15 protein-coding genes and 2 tRNA genes are annotated in these 17,876 nt (G+C 71.4%); 14 read left to right on the top strand and 3 right to left on the bottom strand.

Annotated features, from left to right (window positions below; all coding sequences use genetic code 11):
* The first annotated feature begins 127 nt into the window (after window positions 1–127).
* The 4 genes from ACFW6B_RS00215 (at window position 128) to ACFW6B_RS00200 (ending at window position 3,980) form a co-directional block, all read left to right on the top strand.
* Window positions 128–586, top strand: coding sequence for a hypothetical protein (locus tag ACFW6B_RS00215; RefSeq protein ID WP_386591365.1), 459 nt, complete (start codon window positions 128–130; stop codon window positions 584–586).
* 61 nt (window positions 587–647) lie between these two features.
* Window positions 648–1,934 (top strand): glutamate-5-semialdehyde dehydrogenase, encoded by a 1,287-nt coding sequence (locus ACFW6B_RS00210; RefSeq protein WP_386591001.1) that lies wholly within the window; start codon window positions 648–650, stop codon window positions 1,932–1,934.
* 219 nt (window positions 1,935–2,153) lie between these two features.
* A complete protein-coding gene (locus tag ACFW6B_RS00205; RefSeq protein WP_386591000.1) occupies window positions 2,154–2,789 on the top strand; it encodes a hypothetical protein in 636 nt (211 codons plus the stop codon).
* Window positions 2,790–2,912: 123 nt separating this feature from the next.
* Window positions 2,913–3,980, top strand: coding sequence for a hypothetical protein (locus ACFW6B_RS00200; RefSeq protein ID WP_386590999.1), 1,068 nt, complete (start codon window positions 2,913–2,915; stop codon window positions 3,978–3,980).
* Between the two features lie 58 nt (window positions 3,981–4,038).
* Here the strand turns inward: ACFW6B_RS00200 and ACFW6B_RS00195 are convergent, their stop codons facing one another.
* The gene (locus ACFW6B_RS00195) at window positions 4,039–5,178 is read right to left on the bottom strand and encodes a M48 family metallopeptidase (protein ID WP_386591364.1); all 1,140 of its coding nucleotides are present in this window, start codon (window positions 5,176–5,178) and stop codon (window positions 4,039–4,041) included.
* Between the two features lie 101 nt (window positions 5,179–5,279).
* Here ACFW6B_RS00195 and ACFW6B_RS00190 point away from each other — a divergent pair, with 101 nt between their 5' ends.
* The 9 genes from ACFW6B_RS00190 to ACFW6B_RS00150 all read left to right on the top strand — a co-directional run bounded on the left by ACFW6B_RS00190 (window position 5,280) and on the right by ACFW6B_RS00150 (window position 11,429).
* Window positions 5,280–5,438: a hypothetical protein gene (locus ACFW6B_RS00190; RefSeq protein ID WP_386590998.1), complete on the top strand. Its 159-nt coding sequence runs from the start codon at window positions 5,280–5,282 to the stop codon at window positions 5,436–5,438.
* 120 nt (window positions 5,439–5,558) lie between these two features.
* Window positions 5,559–5,720 (top strand): hypothetical protein, encoded by a 162-nt coding sequence (locus tag ACFW6B_RS00185; protein WP_386590997.1) that lies wholly within the window; start codon window positions 5,559–5,561, stop codon window positions 5,718–5,720.
* Between the two features lie 68 nt (window positions 5,721–5,788).
* Complete coding sequence (nadD, locus tag ACFW6B_RS00180) at window positions 5,789–6,520, top strand: nicotinate-nucleotide adenylyltransferase (RefSeq protein WP_386590996.1); 732 nt, start codon at window positions 5,789–5,791, stop codon at window positions 6,518–6,520.
* 17 nt (window positions 6,521–6,537) lie between these two features.
* A complete protein-coding gene (locus ACFW6B_RS00175) occupies window positions 6,538–8,367 on the top strand; it encodes an LCP family protein (RefSeq protein WP_386590995.1) in 1,830 nt (609 codons plus the stop codon).
* 134 nt (window positions 8,368–8,501) lie between these two features.
* A complete protein-coding gene (rsfS, locus tag ACFW6B_RS00170; protein ID WP_386590994.1) occupies window positions 8,502–8,945 on the top strand; it encodes a ribosome silencing factor in 444 nt (147 codons plus the stop codon).
* Window positions 8,942–9,619: a histidine phosphatase family protein gene (locus ACFW6B_RS00165; RefSeq protein ID WP_386590992.1), complete on the top strand. Its 678-nt coding sequence runs from the start codon at window positions 8,942–8,944 to the stop codon at window positions 9,617–9,619. The genes rsfS and ACFW6B_RS00165 overlap by 4 nt, the downstream gene beginning before the upstream one ends.
* Window positions 9,620–9,736: 117 nt before the next feature.
* Window positions 9,737–9,809: transfer RNA gene (locus ACFW6B_RS00160), tRNA-Ala, on the top strand.
* Between the two features lie 662 nt (window positions 9,810–10,471).
* Window positions 10,472–10,705, top strand: a complete 234-nt coding sequence (locus ACFW6B_RS00155; RefSeq protein ID WP_355774604.1) for a hypothetical protein — start codon at window positions 10,472–10,474, stop codon at window positions 10,703–10,705.
* Window positions 10,706–11,356: 651 nt separating this feature from the next.
* Window positions 11,357–11,429 (top strand) — tRNA-Ala (locus ACFW6B_RS00150).
* Window positions 11,430–11,596: 167 nt separating this feature from the next.
* Here ACFW6B_RS00150 and ACFW6B_RS00145 read toward each other — a convergent pair.
* Together ACFW6B_RS00145 and ACFW6B_RS00140 are read right to left on the bottom strand one after the other, a co-directional pair.
* The gene (locus ACFW6B_RS00145; RefSeq protein WP_386590991.1) at window positions 11,597–13,216 is read right to left on the bottom strand and encodes an NADH-ubiquinone oxidoreductase-F iron-sulfur binding region domain-containing protein; all 1,620 of its coding nucleotides are present in this window, start codon (window positions 13,214–13,216) and stop codon (window positions 11,597–11,599) included.
* Window positions 13,213–14,502 carry a cytochrome b/b6 domain-containing protein gene (locus tag ACFW6B_RS00140; RefSeq protein ID WP_386590990.1) on the bottom strand — a complete coding sequence of 430 codons (1,290 nt, stop codon included), beginning with the start codon at window positions 14,500–14,502 and terminating at the stop codon, window positions 13,213–13,215. Before ACFW6B_RS00140 ends, ACFW6B_RS00145 begins: the two co-directional genes overlap by 4 nt.
* Window positions 14,503–14,910: 408 nt before the next feature.
* Here ACFW6B_RS00140 and leuS point away from each other — a divergent pair, with 408 nt between their 5' ends.
* Window positions 14,911–17,802 carry a leucine--tRNA ligase gene (gene leuS / locus ACFW6B_RS00135; RefSeq protein WP_386590989.1) on the top strand — a complete coding sequence of 964 codons (2,892 nt, stop codon included), beginning with the start codon at window positions 14,911–14,913 and terminating at the stop codon, window positions 17,800–17,802.
* Window positions 17,803–17,876: the final 74 nt, after the last annotated feature.

The following is a 17,876-nucleotide window of genomic DNA, read 5'->3' as shown; positions in this document are numbered from 1 at the left end:
CCCGCCCCCCACCGGTGGACGTTCCGTAAAACCGCCACACGGCGGCTTCTCACCTGCTCAACTTTGTGGCAGGGAGAGTCCGGGATTCGGTACGACCGATCGGGTAAAGGAGGCCGTCGTGAGACGAGTGCGCCCTGGGGCGGCGGCGTCCCGCGGTGGTCCCGCCTCCCGCGCGGTGGGCGAGGAGCGGGCCCTGACCAGTGTCGCGGCGGGCGACGCCTACGGCGGCGAGCAGCCCGCCGACCAGCCCCGGCTGTGGCACGTCACGCTGAGCGTGTCGGGCGGCGAGGCCCCGCTGACCGAGGTCCGGCGCGGTCTCGAACAGCTGGCCCACGACCACCCCTTCCTGCTGACCAGCCGGTACGCGAACGACCACGCGGAGATCCGCTACTGGGAGGAGGCCCGCGACCTGCACGACGCGGCGGCCGTCGCGCTGCGCCTGTGGGGCGAGCACCGCCAGACCGCCCAACTCCCGCCCTGGGAGATCGTCGGCCTGGAGGTCATCGACCGCGAGACCTACCACCAGCGGATCGCCGAAGGGTACGGACCGCTGCCCGCGACCCCGGTGGGGGTTCATCCCTTTTGAGCCCGTCTCGCCGAATGGGACGACCGCCGTTCAGGCCCGCCGGGCGCACTACCCTTCCCCCATGACCACGCTCTCGCCGTACGACTCCATGTCCCCGGTGGCCCAGGCCGCCTATCGCGCGAAGTCCGCAGCCGCCGAGCTGGCACCCCTGCCTCGGGCCGAGAAGGACGACGCGCTGCTCGCGATCGCGGACGCGCTGGAGGTCCGTACGAGCGAGATCGTCGCCGCCAACGCCAAGGACGTCGCCAAGGCCCGCGAGGCCGGGACCAGCGAGAGCGTCATCGACCGGCTGACGCTCACCCCGGAGCGGGTGCGGGCGATCGCCTGCGACGTCCGCGACGTGGTGGCGCTGCCCGACCCGGTCGGCGAGGTCGTCCGCGGCTCGACCCTCCCGAACGGCATCGACCTGCGCCAGGTCCGCGTCCCGCTCGGTGTCGTCGGCATCATCTACGAGGCCCGCCCGAACGTGACCGTCGACGCGGCCGCCCTGTGCCTGAAGTCCGGCAACGCGGTCCTGCTGCGCGGCTCGTCCTCCGCCTACGAGTCGAACACCGCCCTGGTCCGGGTCCTGCGCGACGCCGTGGGCGGCGCCGGGCTGCCCGCCGACGCCGTCCAGCTCGTGCCCGGCGAGGGCCGCGAGTCGGTCGGCGAGCTGATGCGCGCCCGTGGCCTGGTCGACGTCCTCATCCCGCGCGGCGGCGCGTCCCTCATCCGTACGGTCGTCCAGGAGTCCACCGTCCCGGTCATCGAGACCGGCACCGGCAACTGCCACGTCTACGTCGACGCGCAGGCCGACCTCGACATGGCCGTCGACATCCTGATCAACTCCAAGGCCCAGCGGCCCAGCGTCTGCAACGCCGCCGAGACCCTCCTGGTCCACCAGGACATCGCCGCCGAGTTCCTGCCGCGCGCCCTGGACGCCCTCGCGGACGCCGGCGTCACCGTGCACGCCGACGAGAGGGTCCTCGCCTTCGCCGAGGACTCCAAGGCCACCGTCGTGGAGGCCACGGCGGAGGACTGGGACACCGAATACCTCTCCTACGACATCGCGGCGGCCGTCGTCGACTCGCTCGACAAGGCCGTGGCGCACATCCGGCTGTGGAGTTCCGGCCACACCGAGGCCATCGTCACCACCTCGCAGCAGGCCGCCCGCCGCTTCACCCAGCTGGTCGACTCCACGACCGTCGCCGTGAACGCCTCCACCCGTTTCACCGACGGCGGCCAGTTCGGCTTCGGCGCCGAGATCGGCATCTCCACGCAGAAGCTCCACGCGCGCGGCCCGATGGGGCTTCCCGAGCTGACGAGCACCAAGTACATCGTCACGGGCGACGGCCACATCCGCCGCTGAGACGACCGTAGGGGCGCGCGGCTTCGGGTCCCGCGCCCCCAAGGCCCCGGAGGCGCCCCGCGGCGGCGTACGGGGCCTTCCGGGCCCCCTGGGAGGCGGGCCCGGGCGCACGGACGGCGCGGCGCCGGACGCCGGGGCGCGCGGCGGCCGGTTCACGGCCCGCGGTCCGCCGAGGCGCGGTCCCGTCCTGCGGACGAATTTCCGTACCGTCTGCCCAAATTGACCCCTCAGGTCTACTCTGGATCCGTGCCGGAGGACGTGGGGGGCACGCCGTTCCCTGACGGCTGGGAGCCCGACGACGACCACGACCGCGGGGGCGCGGACGAAGAGTTCGCCTCCGTGGTCTTCGACGAGGACTTCGTACGGGCGGCGGCGTTCCACGAACCGACCGCCGTGGAGCGGCTGCTCGCGGCCGCCCAGGCCCGCGCGGAGGCGTCCGAGGCCGAGGCGCGCCGGGCGCACGCCCGCGGCGCCCGCGGGGACGACGAGCGCTACGAGGACGGGTTCGGCCCCGACGGCCACGGCGACTTCGCCCACGATCCCGACCTGGACGACCCGGACGGCTCCGAGGTCCTGGAGGGCCGCCACGGCTTCCCGGGCCCGTACGGCCGCCCCTACGGCAGGCAGACCCGCTGGCACCGCCCCGTCGCCTGGCTCCTCGCCCTCGTCATGGGCATCGGCATGGTCGCCCTCGCCTTCACGGCGGTCTACCGGGGCGCCTCGTCCGGCGGCCGGGACCAGGTCCCCTCGCCCGCCTCCTCCGGCCTCGAACAGGGCCGGGAGAAGGTCACGGGACCGGGCCCCTCCGCGAACCCGCCCCGGCCGACGGTCTCGGCGGTACCGCGGACACCCTGACGCCGCTCTCCCCGCCGGGGCGCCGACGTCCGTCACACAACGTGACCGCACGGGTGAGAACCTGTCAGAACTTGTCGCACACCACAGCGTTTACCGGAGCCCCGGGAGACCTACCCTGAATGTATGGGCGGGCCTGGAGACCCACCTGAGGGGACGCCCGAGGGTGCTCCCGCCGGTGGCGAGGACGAGTACCGATCCGTCGTCTTCGACGAGTCGTTCGTCCGCGCTGCCCGGCTCCAGGAGTTCTCCGCCCAGGAACGCATGGGCGACCACAGCCCGGCCGTACGCCGCCGCCCGCCCCTTCAGCGCGGGCTGTCCCGGCAGGCCCTGATCCTCGTCCTGCTGATAGCCATCGCCTTCGGCACCGCCATCTACATGGGCGTGCGCCACCCGTACCCGGACTCCGTCACCCGGTCGGCCGAACCGCTGCGCATGACGGTGATCCCGCTCGCCCCGCAGACCGCCGTCCCCGGCTCGGCCAGTACCGACGAGTTGTACACCGGCAGCCCAGCCGCCCAGTTCCGCACCGGAGCCGACGGCATCACCATGCCCGCCGTCCGGCGCACCGCGCACTTCTCCGACAGCCAGGTCGTCACCGCCCTGACCACCGCCAAGGACTACCTGGTCGAGTCGTCCCTCGACCCGAGCGTCCTGACCGGGGGCGCCACCCGGCCCGTACGGATCCTGCTCGACCCGCGGCAGCTCGACCAGTTCGACCGCAGCTTCGACCACCCGGCCGCCGACGGACGGCACGCCCCGACCGGCTGGCTGATCCGCTTCGACGCGACCCGCGCACAGCTCGCCGACAAGGGGATCCGGGTGCAGGGCACCCTCCAGGCGGCCGAGTCCGACGCGGACACCCTGGAGGTCGTCGCCGACCACACCTTCGTCTACGCGCTGAAGCCCACCGGCGCCGGCGCCGGGGCCAAGGCATCCCTGTTCACCGTCCGGCGCGAGCTGACCTTCCGCTTCGACCGCGACGACCTGCGCATGCACCAGGCCGAACTGGCGGTGTCCTACGTCCAGGCCGGTCCGCTCTCCTGCTCCGACGACCCGGTGAGCCGGCTGCGGCCCCTGCTCGCGGGGGAGACGGCCAGGGCCGGCGGCCCGGCCGGCACCGATCCGTACGCCACCGGCAGCGCCACCGCCGTGTGCGGGTCGCTGGCCAGGAGCGCGCAGCCGAAGGTGTAGCCGGACCGCCGGGCGGTCGGTGCAGGACGGGCAGTGCAGGACGGGCAGTGCAGGACGGTCAGTCCCGGCTGCCGGTGCCCTCGTCGCCGGGGCGGTCCTCGCGGGGCGTCCGCCCGGTGCCGGTGTCCCCGCCGTCCGCGCCGTTCCCGGGCGCGCCGCCCGTGAAGCCCCCGAAGCCGCGCCGTACCCGGCCCCCGAGGTCACCCGCGCCGCCCGCGATGTCGCTGACCAGCTTCATCAGCGGGTCCTTGGAGTTCTTCACGTCGCTGGCGTAGCTGGCCGCCGACTGCCGGAAGGAGTCCGACACCGAGGCGTCCTTGTCCGCGTCGCGCCGGGGGTAGTGGCCGTCCATGATCCGCTGGTGGTCGCGGGACTCCGCCCACTTCTTCAGCTCGGCCGCGCGGACCGCCGTGAAGGGGTGGGTGCGCGGCAGCACGTTCAGGATCTTCAGCACGGAGTCCCGCAGGTCGCCCGCCGCCTCGTACTCCTCGGCCTGCTCCAGGAACGCGTCCACGTTCATCTCGTGCAGGTGGTTGCCGCCCGCGATCTTCATCAGGCCGCGCATCGAGGCCTGCAGGTCCTGGCCGACCAGCAGCCCGGCCCGGTCGGCGGACAGTTCCGACTTGCGGAACCACTCGCGCAGCGCGGTCACGATCGCCATGATCGCGAGGTTCCCCAGCGGGATCCAGGCGATCCGGACCGCGAGGTTGGTGAGGAACAGCAGGATCGTGCGGTAGACGGCGTGACCGGACAGCGCGTGGCCGACCTCGTGGCCGATGACCGACCGCATCTCCTCCTCGTCGAGGAGCTCGACGAGCCCGGTCGTCACCACGATGATCGGATCGTCCAGACCGATGCACATCGCGTTGGGCTGCGGGTCCTGGTTCACGTACATCGGCGGGACCTTCTCCAGGTCCAGGACGTAACAGGCGTCCCGCAGCATGTCGTTGAGGTGCGCGAACTGCGCGTCCGAGACGCGCACCGAGTCGGACAGGAAGAGCAGCCGCAGACTGCGCTCGGGCAGCAGACCGCTCAGTGCCTTGAAGACCGTGTCGAAACCGCTGAGTTTGCGCAGGGCCACCAGGGCCGAGCGGTCCGCCGGGTGTTCGTAGGCCCGCGACGAGATCCCCTCGAACCGCCTGCGCTGCCTGCTGGGCACGTTCTCGTGCCCGTTCCGCTCGTGGCCGCCGTCGGACATGTGTTCCCCCATGTGTCTGAGTGCCTTCCGTGCCCCCGAGGCAGAGCCCAGCCTAGGCGGAGATACCGTGGACGGGCAGTACAGAGAAGGAGTCGTACGACATGGAGCACATCCCCTCGGCGGCGCGGCTCGCGGAAGCCGTCGCGGCGGCGGACGGGCAGGGGCCGGGCAATCTGCTCCGCGTCGTCCTGATCGTCATGATCGTCGGCCTGGCCCCGGCCGCCTGGTTCCTGCTGCGCGGGTACAAGCGCGACGACTGACGGCCGGCCGACGGCCGGAGCGCCGTCCCCGACGGCGGAGTCGGCGTGTTCGCTGCGTGGGCACCCGCATACGATGAGCCGACGTCTTTATCCCGCACACACCGGATAGGTCCTGCCGAGATGAGCTTCCAGTACACCGCCGCACAGATGGCCACCGTTCTCGCCGAGGGCGAGGAGGGGGGCAACCACGAGAGCCTCAACCCGTACCTGACCGGTGGCGGGGCCCTGTTCGTCCTGCTCCTGCTGCTGTGGATCACCACGCGCTTCAACCGCGACCGCTGAGCCCCGAGGGCCCGCTCGGGGCCCCTGTCGGCCGGAGCCCGTCGGCCGGGCCGGTAGGGTCTGCACGCATGGGAGAGCAGGACATGCCTACCGGTCCGGTGAATGACACGGAGAGCGGCGCCGTCGGCGACGCCACGGGCGGCGCGGGCGCGGCGGCCGGCGGTGCGGCGAGGCGCCCCACGACCGGCCCCGGCAACGGCCCCTCGAGCGCGGGCAAGCGCCGGCTCGGCGTCATGGGCGGCACCTTCGACCCGATCCACCACGGGCACCTGGTCGCGGCCAGTGAGGTGGCCGCGCAGTTCCACCTCGACGAGGTGGTGTTCGTGCCGACCGGACAGCCGTGGCAGAAGACCGACCGCGCGGTCACCCCCGCGGAGGACCGCTACCTGATGACGGTCATCGCGACCGCCGAGAACCCCCAGTTCTCGGTCAGCCGGATCGACATCGACCGCGGCGGCCCGACCTACACGACGGACACCCTGCGCGACCTGCGCGCGCTCAATCCCGACGCGGACCTCTTCTTCATCACCGGCGCGGACGCGCTCGGCCAGATCCTCACCTGGCGTTACACGGAAGAACTGTTCTCCCTCGCGCACTTCATCGGGGTCACCCGGCCAGGTCACACCCTGACCGACCCGGGGCTCCCGGAGGGCGGTGTCTCGCTGGTCGAGGTTCCCGCGCTCGCCATCTCGTCCACAGACTGCCGTGCGAGAGTCGCCAAGGGCGACCCCGTCTGGTACCTGGTGCCGGACGGTGTGGTGCGCTACATCGACAAGCGTGAGCTGTACCGCGGCCAGTGAGCCGAGAGGGGCACCCGGTGAACGACCGATACGACGGATACACGGGCGGCGACCAGGGCTACGAGCTCGTCGGCTACGACGAGTACGGGCAGCCTGTGTACCGGCAGGTGCCGCAGCAGCCTGCCCAGGGGTACGACGGCTACGACGCCCGGCAGCAGCAGGGCTACGGCTACGACCCCTATGCGACGGGCAGTCAGGAGCCCGTCCAGTCCTACGACACGGGCCATCAGGCACCTATGTCGTCCTATGACACAGGTCAGCAAGAAACGGTGTCGCCCTATGACACCGGCCGGCAGGAGGCCGTGTCGCCCTACGACACTGGCCGACAGCCGTCCACCTCCTCGTACGACTCCTTCGACCCGTTCGGCACCGGCGCGCCCCGGACCGGCGGGACCGGGACCGGTGGGAGCGGGACCACCCGGGCGCCGTACGACGCCTTCGGGAACGACGCCGGGACGGCGGGCGCCGCGAGCACCGGCGGACAGCCCCGGGTCGCCGAGCGGACCGCCCGCATCCCGCAGCAGGCCGGGCCGGCGGAGGACGACGCCCCCGGCGCCGACCGGGACTACCGCACGGAGCAGTTCGCCTTCGTCGAGGACCAGGAAGCCGAGTCCGAGGACGTCATCGACTGGCTGAAGTTCACCGAGAACCGCACCGAGCGCCGTGAGGAGGCCAAGCGCCGCGCCCGCAGCCGGATCGTCGCCCTGGCCGTCGTCATGGCCCTGGCCGTGGTCGGCGGCGCGGGCTACCTCTGGTACGCGGGCAAGCTGCCCGGCGCCTCCTCCCCGGAGGCCAAGCCCGGGTCCACGACGCCCGTCGCCGCGCAGAAGCGTGACGTGGTCGTCGTCCACCTGCACAACACGAAGGGCGGCGGCACCTCCACGGCCCTGCTCGTCGACAACACCACCACCGAACAGGGCACCACCGTCCTGCTGCCCAACTCCCTCGCCCTGACGGACGACGACGGCTCGACGACCACGCTCGCCAAGTCCGTCGACACGGACGGCACCTCCGGGACGCGGGAGGCGCTGGACACCGTGCTGGGCACCAGCATCCAGGGCACCTGGCGGCTCGACACCCCGTACCTGAACAACCTCGTCGAACTGGTCGGCGACATCGAGGTCACGACCAACACCGACGTGCCGGACCCCGCCTCCAAGAAGAAGGGCGAGGCCCCGCTCGTCAAGAAGGGCGAGGGCCAGACCCTCAGCGGCAAGATGGCCGTCGCCTACGCCACCTACCAGGGTGCGGACGAAGCCCAGAACGCGCAGCTCGAGCGGTTCGGGCAGGTGATGCAGGGCGTGCTGCGCAAGCTGTCCTCGGACAAGGAGGCCGCGACCACCACCGTGCAGACGCTGGCCCAGATCCTCGACCCGTCGCTGACCGACCAGGACCTCGGCGCCTTCCTCGCCAAGCTCGCCGACCTCGCCAAGGGCGGCGACTACAAGACCGCCACGCTGCCCGTCCAGCAGGACGGCACGCTGACCGCGAGCACCTCCGGCAGCGTGGTCAAGAACGTCCTGGGCGGCGCGGCGAAGAGCCCCGAGGCGGGCTCCGCGGTCCGCGTCGGCATCGAGAACGCCACCGGCCTCAAGGCGGCCACCGGCCAGGCCCGTATCGCCGTGGTCAACGGCGGCTACACGTTCCTGGACTCCGGCACCTCCGCCGCCCGGAGCGTGTCCAGCGTCACCTACGGCGACGCCGCCAAGAAGGAGGACGCGGTCGAGGTCGCCAAGACCCTGGGCCTGCCCACCGGCAGCGTGAAGAAGGGCAAGGCCGCGGGCAACGCGGACGTGTCCGTCGTCCTCGGCCAGGACTACGAGATCACCACCCGCCCGACGGGGTGACCCGCGGGTGACCGGCATCACGTCCCGGGGCAGGCCCCCGGGGCGTGGCCGCGCGGCCGGAGAAACGCGTGGGGCCTCCTCGGCGGTCCGTGAGACCCTTGAGTCGTAACCGACCGCCGACGGAAAGCCGCGCAGTGACCGCCACGGACCGCTCCATCGAGCTCATCAACACCGCCGCACAGGCGGCCGCAGACAAGCTCGCGCACGACATCATCGCCTACGACGTCAGCGATGTGCTCTCCATCACCGACGCCTTCCTGCTGGCGTCCGCGCCCAACGACCGTCAGGTCAAGTCGATCGTCGACGAGATCGAGGAGCGCCTGAACAAGGAGCTCGGCGCCAAGCCGGTGCGCCGCGAGGGCGACCGCGAGGCCCGCTGGGTGCTGCTCGACTACGTCGACATCGTGGTGCACGTCCAGCACAGCGAGGAGCGCGTCTTCTACGCCCTGGAGCGGCTCTGGAAGGACTGCCCGGAGCTCGACCTGCCCGACGAGGCCAAGGCGACCCGCGGCAAGGCCGCCGAGCACGCCAAGTTCCAGGCCGAGGAGGACTCCGTCGGCATGGAGGAGCTGCGGTGACCGCCGGGGCCGCGGACGCGACCGCCGAGGCGAAGCCGGGAAGGGGCCGCCGCGTCATCCTGTGGCGGCACGGCCAGACCTCCTGGAACGTGGCCCGCCGCTTCCAGGGCTCGACGGACGTCGAGCTGACCGAGACGGGCGTCGGGCAGGCCCGTCGCGCCGCCCGGCTGCTCGCCTCCCTGAAGCCCGACGCCGTCGTCGCCTCGGACCTCAAGCGCGCCGCCGCCACGGCCGCCGAGCTGGCCGCCCTCACGGGCCTTGAGGTCACCCACGAGGAGGGCCTGCGCGAGACCTACGCGGGCGTCTGGCAGGGGCTGACGCACGAGGAGATCATCGAACGCCACGGCGAGCAGTACGCCGCCTGGAAGCGCGGTGAGCCGGTGCGGCGCGGCGGGGGCGAGCTGGAGACCGAGGTCGCCGACCGCGCCGCCCCCGTGGTGCTGCGGCACGCGGACAAGCTCCCGGACGACGGCACCCTCGTCGTCGTCAGCCACGGAGGCACGATCCGCACCACCATCGGCCGTCTGCTCGGCCTGGAGTCCCGGCACTGGGAGAGCCTCGGCGGTCTGTCCAACTGCTGCTGGTCCGTCCTCGGCGAGGGTGTCCGCGGCTGGCGGCTCCTGGAGCACAACGCCGGCACGCTGCCGGAACCGGTGCTCGGCGACGACGACTGAGGCGCGCCGGGCGGCTCTCCGTCCGGCCGTGCGGGCCAGGAGGGACCGGATTTCACTTTCCGGCTGGTCACAGGCTAGAGTTCTTCTTGTTCGGCCCGCAGGGCGGGAAGAACGCAAGGGGCTATAGCTCAGTTGGTAGAGCGCCTGCATGGCATGCAGGAGGTCAGGAGTTCAATTCTCCTTAGCTCCACAGCCCGACTCTTTCCAGAGTTGTCGGACAAAGCGATGAAAGATCCCGTTCCCGTGAGGGAGCGGGATTTTTCTTTGTCCGTCCCGGAGTTGGGAACAGGTTTCCGGAGCACGTGCCGGGGCGGGCGCAGTTGGGCGGTGGGGCGGCGTCCGGACGCGGGGAACCGCCGTCGTGGACGACCGCGGGACGGCCGGACGCGTCGCCCCCTCGGTGGCCGCGACGCGGTCCGGGGCCGCGCGGGCTCCGCCGCCTCCCGGGCGCCGTGGTCTTGGGCACACTCTTCTCGGACCCGCTTGAGTCACTTGGGGTCCCTGGGGCGTATACCTTTGCGGACGCGCTCCTGGCGTGCTCATATGCGCCGGTCGCCAGAGCCGCGCAGGGGGCTCGTGTCCGGACTGGTACGAAGGCGTCGCTGACCGTATTGCTCCGGCCGTGGCAGAATCAAACGGCCGGAAGGGGGCGCGGCCCGACGGGAGGGAGTAGCGATGCCTGCCAGCATCCTCGAGGAGGTTCACGATCTCCTCGAAGTGGCACCGAACAGCACGAAAGCCGACCTCCTCGACTGCCCTTCCTGCGGATCGGTCCATGTTGCCCAGGTTCTCGGTGACAACGGTGGAATCTCTTACGTGTGCACGGCCTGCGGCCACAGCTGGAGCTGACTGATGGGTGCGCACAGGCGGAAATGCGATTGGTGCGGCAGTGGTACGCCGATCGTCCGCGACATGGAACCGGTCAACCACGACTACCAGTACTGGTGCGAGGAATGCGCGCGGGCGCTGATCATAAAAGGCGACCCGATCGAGACGTACCGCGAGCTGGAGGGCGAGCCGATCTACGCACGGCTCCTCGATGAGCTCTGCACCCTCAAGCGCTTCTATTCCTTCGTCACGGCCTGACCCGTCGTTCGCCACGGCCTGATCCGGGACCGCGTGCACCCGGCCGGGCCGGGTGGGCCACGTGTCCCCTGAACGGGTGATCCTGGGCCCTGTGTGCCCCGGGGCGCCGCCCCTGGGCCCGAGCCCGGCCGGGCAGGGGTCCGGGAAGCGCGGCGGGCCCGAGAGGCGCGACGGAACCCCCGTGGCGGGCCGACGGCGTCAATCCCGTGCCGTTCCGGCGCAGTTCCCGCCCCTGTGCGCCCATGCCCGCCGTGCGTGCCCGCCGCCCGCGCCCGCCTTCCGGCGCACCCGCCCCGGCACGTTCGCGCGGGCGTGACGGCACGGTCGCCCGCGAGCGGCCTCCGTGCGCCCTCTGCGGGTCCTCCGTGCACCCTCACCGCCCCCGGGGTCCGCGGGGCCGCCACGAGGCCCGTGAGGCCCGCCAGAAGCCATGCGCCGCCCAGGGGTGCCCCTGGGTGTGCGGCGGTCCAGGAGGTGCCCCCGAGCCGGCGCCCTCCGACGGTTGCAGCTCGCTCAAATGCGACATGAAGCGCGAATCGGTACGGACGGGAAACGATTTGGTGGTTCACCAGGGGAACCGTGTAATGTTGGCGTCGCCGCCGGGGAAACCGGGCGACACGGTGAAAACGCGGCCTCGCCGCGTGGCCACAAGGGGCTATAGCTCAGTTGGTAGAGCGCCTGCATGGCATGCAGGAGGTCAGGAGTTCAATTCTCCTTAGCTCCACAGGTGTTGAAAGCGGGCCACCCGATCAGGGTGGTCCGCTTCTTCGTTCTCCCGAACCTTTCGCACGACGGTCCTCCGCCACCGCGCGGGACGTCGTCACCGCGCGGAACACCGCGGAACACGACGAAGGCGGGCCATCCGTTCCCGGTGGCCCGCTCCTTCGTGCGTCAGCGGCCGCTGCCGAGCGCGCGGCGCCCGCGTCCCTGGGAGAGGACCGGCAGGTTGCTGCGCGACTGCGACGAGCCCCTGGTGTCCTCCTCGATCCGCAGGGCCAGGGCCGGGCAGCGGCGCACCGCGCGCAGCGCCTTCGCCTCGACGGACCGGGGCACCGGGGCCTGCGCCACGGTCGGGAAGCCGTCGGCGCCCAGTTCGAAGACCTCGGGGAGGAGGTCGGCGCACAGGCCGTGCCCGCGGCACAGCGTCCAGTCGACGAAGATCTTCTGGCGGCTGGAGCCCGTCTCCTGCACGCCGGGGCCGCCCAGGATGCCCATGGGCACCTGGCCGTCCTCGAAGAGCGGCAGAACGCCCTCCACGGGCCTTCCGCAGCCGTTTCCGAGGACGTGCGCGGCCAGGTCGTCCGTGAACGCCTTCAGGGTCGACTCGATGAACATCGCCGAACCGTCCGGGTGGGAACAGGCGCCGCGCCGCTTCACGGACTTGGCGACCTGCTTCACGGCCTCCAGCGCCGCCGGGCCGCCGCCGTTGAGGATGTCCGCCAGGCCGCGCGCCGCGGCGGGCAGACCGAGGTAGCAGGGGCCGCACTGGCCCGCGCTCTCGTCGGCCAGCCACTGCGCCACGCGCAGCGACTCGCCCAGGGGGCAGGTCTCCTGGGTGATGGGGAGGATCGCGCCTGCGCCGAGCGCACCGCCCACCGCGGCCAGGGAGTCCCGCGAGACGATCGCCTCGTTGACCGTCGCCGCGTCCAGCCACTTGCCGTGGTAGCCGCCGGTCAGCACGCCCTGGGGCATCGCCGGGGCGCCGGCCAGCTGGAGCACGTACCGCAGGGGTACGCCGGTGGGAACCTCGATCACCATGGGGCGCGCGACCGCGCCCGAGACGGTGAGCATGACGGTGCCGGGCTCGTCGTACAGGCCCGTGTTGCGGTAGCGGTCGGGGCCGATGCGGGCGGCGATGGCCAGCTGCGCGAACGTCTCGGCGTTCGACAGCAGGGTGGGCGCGCCCCCGACGCCCGCCTGGGAGGCGCTGACCTTGCGGCCGGGCGGCACGGCCGGGCCGCCGTCGATCGAGCGGATCAGCGACGCGGCCGCGCCGGTCACCATGCGTATGGGGTTGCGCTGCACGCGCGCGCGAAGGGGCGATCCCCTGCGGTTGCTCAGCCCCCGCTCCTCCAGTGCCGCCTCCATGGAGCGCTGGGTGGACTCGCGGGTCACGCCGATCACGAGCTGGCGGGCGCCCATGGCCTCCGCGACCAGGAGGGCGCCGTCCAGGATGAGGTGCGGGGCACGGTTGATGAGCACCGTGTCCTTGCGGCAGGCCGGCTCGTCCTCGCTTCCGTTGACGACCACCACCGGGCGGATGCCCTTCTTGATGGCCGATTCCGCGACCGAGCGCAGCTTCTTGCCGAAGGGGAAGCCCGCCCCGCCGCGGCCCTTCAGGTTGATGTCCTCGGCGAGGCTCGCGAGATCCTCCCCGCTCAGGGGTTCGAGCGGACCGTGCACCTTCAGGTGCATGGGTAGATCAAGACGTTCAACCAGGTCGAAACCCGACGTGAGCTGCGGAAGTCCGACCACTCGGACTTCCGGGACGTCGGGCAGGGCCTCGTTCACTTAAAGCCTCCGGAAGGGGCATTCCAGGATTCACCGGAGCCAGGAGCGTCGAAGGCGCCCGGCAGTACGTCAGTCGCGGGACCGCTGTCGTACGTGTCGTTGCTGTTGTACGTGCGGTAGGACGCGTTCGTCTCACCGGTGTTGTACACATCACTCGTGTTGTAGCCGCCGGCGGGCTGACCGCCGTAGACCGGGGTGGTGTATCCGGTGTCCTGGAGCGGGTCGTACGACGACGCCGGGGCCTCGCCGACGGGGGCCGACTGGGGGACGGGCCAGCTGCCCTGCGCGCCGCCGTTGCCGGCGCGGGGAAACGTCTCTGTGGGCTGCGCGTTCCCGGGCATCGGGAACTGCCCCGTCCCGGGGGCCGTGACCGTGGGCATCGTCCCGGTCCGGTAGGCCGCCGCGTAGCCGGCCGTGTCCGCCGCGCCCTGCGCGCCGCCGAACAGCGAGGACGAGGACTCCTTGCGTTCCTTGCGCTCCTTGCGCTGGGACGAGGCGCCGTCGTCACCCGCGGGGCGCCGGTCGGGGCGGCCTCCCTGCGGCGACTCCATCGCGGCGGCGCGGGACGCCTCCAGATCCTCGCGGAAACCGCGGGCGCTGCCGCCGCCGGTGAGCTCCAGGATCCGCGACGCGATCTTGTGCTTGACGGGGTTCGGGGCGGCGCGCAGCGCGACGGCGGCCATGACGCCGACCAGGCACAGCTCGTACGAGACCATGAAGAAGGTCTTCGCCGGGCGCCCCGCGAACAGGCCGTGGATCAGGGCCGCGCACAGCGCGGGGTAGGCCAGCATGTGCATCGCGCGCCAGCGGGCGGCGACCACGGCCGGCGCGGCGAACTGGTTGCGCAGCGCGCCGGTGATGCCCACGAAGATCATGAGCAGGCCTGCCAGCGAGCCGAGGCCGATGAGCCCGCCGAGGCCCGTGACACCCAGGCTGAAGGGGATCAGCGCGGCGATCAGGACGGTGTGCTCCAGCGCCAGCTTGACGGTGATGTGCACCAGGAGGAAGGCGATCGAGCCGACGGCGGTCACGCGGTGGATGCCCTGCGCGATGATCCGCTGACGCGTGTCGAGGAGGAGCCGGTCCTGGGCGACCAGGCCCCAGATCACCGAGCAGGTCAGCGAGACCAGCGACAGCACGCCGGCGCCGAAGTTCAGGAAGTCTTGGACCGCGGTGCCTCCCACCAGCACGATCACGGGTAGGAGGAACACGGCGACAGCCGTGGCCACCCCGTAGGCCGAACGGCCCATCCGGGGAAGCGAGCTGTTGTTACGACGAGGGTTCATGAGGGGTTACTCCCTACGGTTCGGGGAAGCGGTCCCGAAGGCGCACTCTAGGTCGAGAAATGGCGCCGAGCTCCACGTTTGAGTTATTGCGTTGTTACCAAAGGGCAATGAGGTCTTTGTGTTGTCCGCAAGCGTCCGTTAAGCGAAGTAAAATTTGAACAAAGGTCAACGATTTTTTTACCGACCGTCCGGCGCAGCGGGGCATCGGCACCCCCGAAAGCTCGTCGCGGCCCGCGCGGGCGCTGCGGTACCCTGACGCCATGCGTGCCGTACGCCTTCTGCTTAGCGAGCCGCGCTGATCAGTCCCGACCGCTGACGCATCGCGGTCGGCATCAGCGCGGCGTCCCCTCCTGTGCGAGGGGTTTTTTCATTTCTGCTGGCAGAGACGATCGATGGAGCTTTGAGGACATGAGCGAGACGAACACCGCTGCCGCCACCGCAGAGTCGGCCGCGCCGCACCGCTACACGGCCGCCCTGGCCGCCGACATCGAGGCACGCTGGCAGGACTTCTGGGACGCCGAGGGCACGTACGAGGCTCCGAACCCCACCGGCGACCTGGCCGGGGACCCGGAGCTGGCCGCCCGGCCCAAGAAGTTCATCATGGACATGTTCCCGTATCCCTCGGGCGCGGGTCTGCACGTGGGCCACCCCCTGGGCTACATCGCCACCGACGTGTACGCCCGGTTCCAGCGGATGACCGGCCACAACGTCCTGCACACCCTGGGCTTCGACGCCTTCGGCCTGCCCGCCGAGCAGTACGCCGTGCAGACCGGCACGCACCCGCGCGTGTCGACCGAGGCCAACATGGAGAACATGAAGGCCCAGCTGCGCGCGCTGGGCCTGGGCCACGACAAGCGCCGGTCGTTCGCCACGATCGACCCGGAGTACTACAAGTGGACCCAGTGGATCTTCCTGCAGATCTTCAACTCCTGGTACGACGACGAGGCCGTGAAGGCCCGTCCCATCTCCGCGCTGGTCGCCCAGTTCGAGAGCGGTGAGCGCGGCGTCCCCGCCGTCGGGGGCACCGCGCGCGCGTGGAACGAGCTGAGCGCCGCCGAGCGCGCCGACGTCCTGAGCGGCTACCGCCTGGCGTACGCCTCCGACGCGCCGGTCAACTGGTGCCCCGGCCTGGGCACCGTCCTGGCCAACGAGGAGGTCACCGCCGACGGCCGCAGCGAGCGCGGCAACTTCCCCGTCTTCAAGGCCAAGCTGCGCCAGTGGAACATGCGCATCACCGCCTACGCGGACCGCCTGCTGGACGACCTGGACGCGCTGGACTGGCCCGAGGCCATCAAGCTGCAGCAGCGCAACTGGATCGGCCGCTCCGAGGGCGCCCGTGTCGACTTCCCGATCGACGGCGAAGCGATCACGGTCTTCACCACCCGTCAGGACACCCTGTTCGGCGCCACCTACATGGTGCTGGCCCCGGAACACCCGCTGGTCGAGAAGTTCACCCCGGACGCCTGGCCCGAGGGCACCCACGACGTGTGGACCGGCGGACACGCCACGCCCGCCGAGGCCGTCGCCGCCTACCGCGCGCAGGCCGCCTCGAAGTCCGACGTCGAGCGCCAGGCCGAGGCCAAGGACAAGACCGGTGTCTTCACCGGCGCGTACGCCACCAACCCGGTCAACGGCGAGAAGGTCCCGGTCTTCATCGCCGACTACGTGCTGATGGGCTACGGCACCGGCGCGATCATGGCCGTCCCGGCGCACGACACCCGCGACTTCGCGTTCGCGCGTGCCTTCGAGCTGCCCGTGCGCTGTGTGGTCGAGCCCTCGGACGACCGCGGCACCGACGCCTCCACCTGGGACGACGCCTTCGCCTCGTACGACGCGAAGATCGTCAACTCGGCCGGCGAGGACATCTCCCTGGACGGTCTGGGCGTCGTCGACGCCAAGGCGCGCATCACGGAGTGGCTGGAGCGCCGGGGCATCGGCGAGGGCACCGTCAACTTCCGCCTGCGCGACTGGCTGTTCAGCCGCCAGCGCTACTGGGGCGAGCCCTTCCCGATCGTCTACGACGAGGACGGCGTCGCCCACGCGCTGCCCGAGTCGATGCTGCCCCTGGAGCTGCCGGAGGTCGAGGACTACTCGCCGCGCACCTTCGACCCGGACGACGCGGACACCTCTCCCGAGACCCCGCTGTCCCGCAACGACGACTGGGTCCACGTCACCCTGGACCTGGAGGACGGCCGCGGCCCGCGGAAGTACCGCCGCGAGACCAACACCATGCCCAACTGGGCCGGTTCCTGCTGGTACGAGCTGCGCTACCTGGACCCGCACAACGACCGGAAGCTGGTCGACCCGGCCATCGAGCAGTACTGGATGGGCCCCCGCGAGGGACAGCCGCACGGGGGCGTCGACCTGTACGTCGGCGGTGCCGAGCACGCCGTGCTGCACCTGCTGTACGCCCGTTTCTGGTCGAAGATCCTGTTCGACCTGGGCCACGTCTCGTCGGCCGAGCCGTTCCACAAGCTGTTCAACCAGGGCATGATCCAGGCCTACGTGTACCGCGACGGCCGCGGCATCGCCGTCCCGGCCGCCGAGGTGGAGGAGCGCGACGGCGCCTGGTTCCACCAGGGCGAGAAGGTCTCCCGGCTGCTGGGCAAGATGGGCAAGTCCCTGAAGAACGCGGTCACCCCGGACGAGATCTGCGACGAGTACGGAGCGGACACCCTGCGCCTGTACGAGATGGCGATGGGTCCCCTGGACGTGTCCCGCCCCTGGGACACGCGCGCGGTGGTCGGTCAGTACCGCCTGCTGCAGCGGCTGTGGCGCAACGTCGTCGACGAGGCGACCGGCGAGGTCACGGTCGGCTCCGCCGAGCCCGACGAGGACACGCTGCGCGCCCTGCACAAGGCGATCGACGGTGTGCGCCAGGACCTGGAGGCCATGCGGTTCAACACCGCCATCGCCAAGGTCACCGAGCTGAACAACCACCTGACCAAGACGGGCGGCCCCGTCGCGCGTCCGGTCGCCGAGGCCCTGGTGCTGATGGTCGCGCCGCTGGCCCCGCACATCGCCGAGGAGCTGTGGCGCAAGCTGGGCCACGCCGACTCCGTCGTCCACCAGGACTTCCCCGTCGCCGACCCCGCGTACGTCGTCGACGAGGCCGTGACCTGCGTCGTGCAGATCAAGGGCAAGGTCAAGGCCCGCCTGGAGGTCTCCCCGTCGATCACCGACGCGGAGCTGGAGAAGGTGGCGCTGGCGGACGAGAAGGTCGTCGCGGCGCTGGGCGGCGCGGGGATCCGCAAGGTGATCGTGCGCGCACCGAAGCTGGTCAACATCGTCACGGCGTAGCGGCGCGGCCCGGGCCACGCCGCGGCTCGGGGTAGTCCCCTACGGGCAGGTTCGGGGTTCTTCCGGAACTCCGA

The sequence above is a fragment of the Streptomyces sp. NPDC058751 genome (assembly GCF_042746485.1).
Lineage (GTDB): Bacteria > Actinomycetota > Actinomycetes > Streptomycetales > Streptomycetaceae > Streptomyces.
Note: the sequence above shows the minus strand (reverse complement) of the source record. Positions and strands in the feature narration are given on the sequence as shown.

What these genes read in the sequence shown, in the direction of transcription:
- ACFW6B_RS00210 (WP_386591001.1), top strand. Translation starts at nt 648, where the DNA reads ATGACCACGCTCTCGCCGTACGACTCCATGTCCCCGGTGGCCCAGGCC.
- ACFW6B_RS00200 (WP_386590999.1), top strand. Translation starts at nt 2,913, where the DNA reads ATGGGCGGGCCTGGAGACCCACCTGAGGGGACGCCCGAGGGTGCTCCC.
- ACFW6B_RS00195 (WP_386591364.1), bottom strand. Translation starts at nt 5,178, where the DNA reads ATGTCCGACGGCGGCCACGAGCGGAACGGGCACGAGAACGTGCCCAGC.
- ACFW6B_RS00190 (WP_386590998.1), top strand. Translation starts at nt 5,280, where the DNA reads ATGGAGCACATCCCCTCGGCGGCGCGGCTCGCGGAAGCCGTCGCGGCG.
- ACFW6B_RS00185 (WP_386590997.1), top strand. Translation starts at nt 5,559, where the DNA reads ATGAGCTTCCAGTACACCGCCGCACAGATGGCCACCGTTCTCGCCGAG.
- nadD (WP_386590996.1), top strand. Translation starts at nt 5,789, where the DNA reads ATGGGAGAGCAGGACATGCCTACCGGTCCGGTGAATGACACGGAGAGC.
- ACFW6B_RS00155 (WP_355774604.1), top strand. Translation starts at nt 10,472, where the DNA reads ATGGGTGCGCACAGGCGGAAATGCGATTGGTGCGGCAGTGGTACGCCG.
- ACFW6B_RS00140 (WP_386590990.1), bottom strand. Translation starts at nt 14,502, where the DNA reads ATGAACCCTCGTCGTAACAACAGCTCGCTTCCCCGGATGGGCCGTTCG.
- leuS (WP_386590989.1), top strand. Translation starts at nt 14,911, where the DNA reads ATGAGCGAGACGAACACCGCTGCCGCCACCGCAGAGTCGGCCGCGCCG.